The 1,450-nt window shown below is 51.9% G+C and carries 1 pseudogene; it reads right to left on the reverse strand.

Features of this window, described 5'->3' with window-relative positions:
* Positions 1-1,387: pseudogene (locus GGD53_RS31385) on the reverse strand (Ulp1 family isopeptidase); the annotation flags it as partial.
* Positions 1,388-1,450 lie beyond the last annotated feature (63 nt).

Genomic DNA, 1,450 nt, shown 5'->3' on the forward strand with positions numbered 1-1,450 from the left:
CCTCAACGACTTGCTGGTACTGCCGAAGCCGCTTGAAAGAGATAGTGTGTTTTCCCATGTCTTCGGTGAAGTCTTGGTAATCTTTTTTCAACGACCATTGCTGCTGATCACTGCCGTTGAGCCGGCTCGCTATGCTCTCCCTACCCCTGGTTTGCAGCCAATCACTAAACTTTCGTTGATTGCTGGCCAGTCTCCAGACGACTCTCCTCTTGGAAGTCGAGGCCGATCCGAGCTTGCTCAGCTCTTCGTTGGCCAAGGCATCAATCATGAGGGCGTCGTCGGGATAAGGATGATGCTGTTTCAACTGCGACTCAGCGCCTAGATACTGCCGCAGCCGATCGAGACTCACGTTTATTTTTACTTCAACGTTAGTAGTAAATTCCCTAAAATCGTCCTTCAACGACCGTTGCTGCTCATCACTGCCAGTCAGGCGACTGCTTATGCTCCCCCGACCATTCTTTCGGAGCCAATTACTAAACCTCCGTTGATTGCTGGCCAGATTCAAGACGCCTTTCCTCTTGGAAGTCGAGTCCGGTCCGAGCTTGCTCAGCTCTTCATTGGCGAAGCCATCAATCATGCGGGTGTCGTCGGGATAAGGATCATGCTGTTTCAACTGCGACTCGGCGCCTAGATACTGTCGCAGCCGATCGAAACCCACGCTTATTTTTACTTCAACGTTAGTAGTAAATTCCCTAAAATCGTCCTTCAACGACCGTTGCTGCTCATCACTGCCAGTCAGGCGACTGCTTATGCTCCCCCGACCATTCTTTTGGAGCCAATCACTAAACCTCCGTTGATTTATCGCCATATTCTGGACAACTTTCCTCTTGGAAGTCGAGTCCGGTCCGAGCTTGCTCAGCTCTTCGTTGGCCAAGCCATCAATCATGAGGGCGTCGTCGGGATAAGGATGATGCTGTTTCAACTGCGACTCGGCGCCTAGATACTGCCGCAGCCGATCTAAACTCACGACCACTTTTCCCTCGGCCTCGGTAAATTTCCTAAAATCCTCCTGCAACGACCGTTGCTGCTGATCAGTACCCGTGAGTCGGCTGACTATGCTCCCCCTGCCCTCCCTTTTGAGCCAATCGCTAAACTTTCGTTGGTTACTGGCATTTTTCTGAGAAATCGAGACCGGTCCGAACTTACTCAGCTCTTCCTTGGCCAAGCTATCAATGACGCGGGCGTCATCGGGATAGGGATCATGAATTCGGCGGCCCATCAGGCGCGGCCCAGCTCCAACGGCTTGGAGTTCTTGCCCCTCAGGTCCGAGCCTCCTGAAATGAGACAGCGCTGAGTTAAGACGGTTCTGATCGTCCTCACCGCTTGCCCAATAATCCGCGATATCAACGGCTAGTGAATCTGGATCGTTTAAAAACCGAGAAGCCATCGAATCTCTGTTTGCTGCTCGGAGCCAACGAGCGAACCTCCTAAGAATCCCTAAATTGTTCTC

It is taken from the genome of Rhizobium aethiopicum, assembly GCF_014197535.1.
Taxonomy (GTDB): domain Bacteria; phylum Pseudomonadota; class Alphaproteobacteria; order Rhizobiales; family Rhizobiaceae; genus Rhizobium; species Rhizobium aethiopicum_A.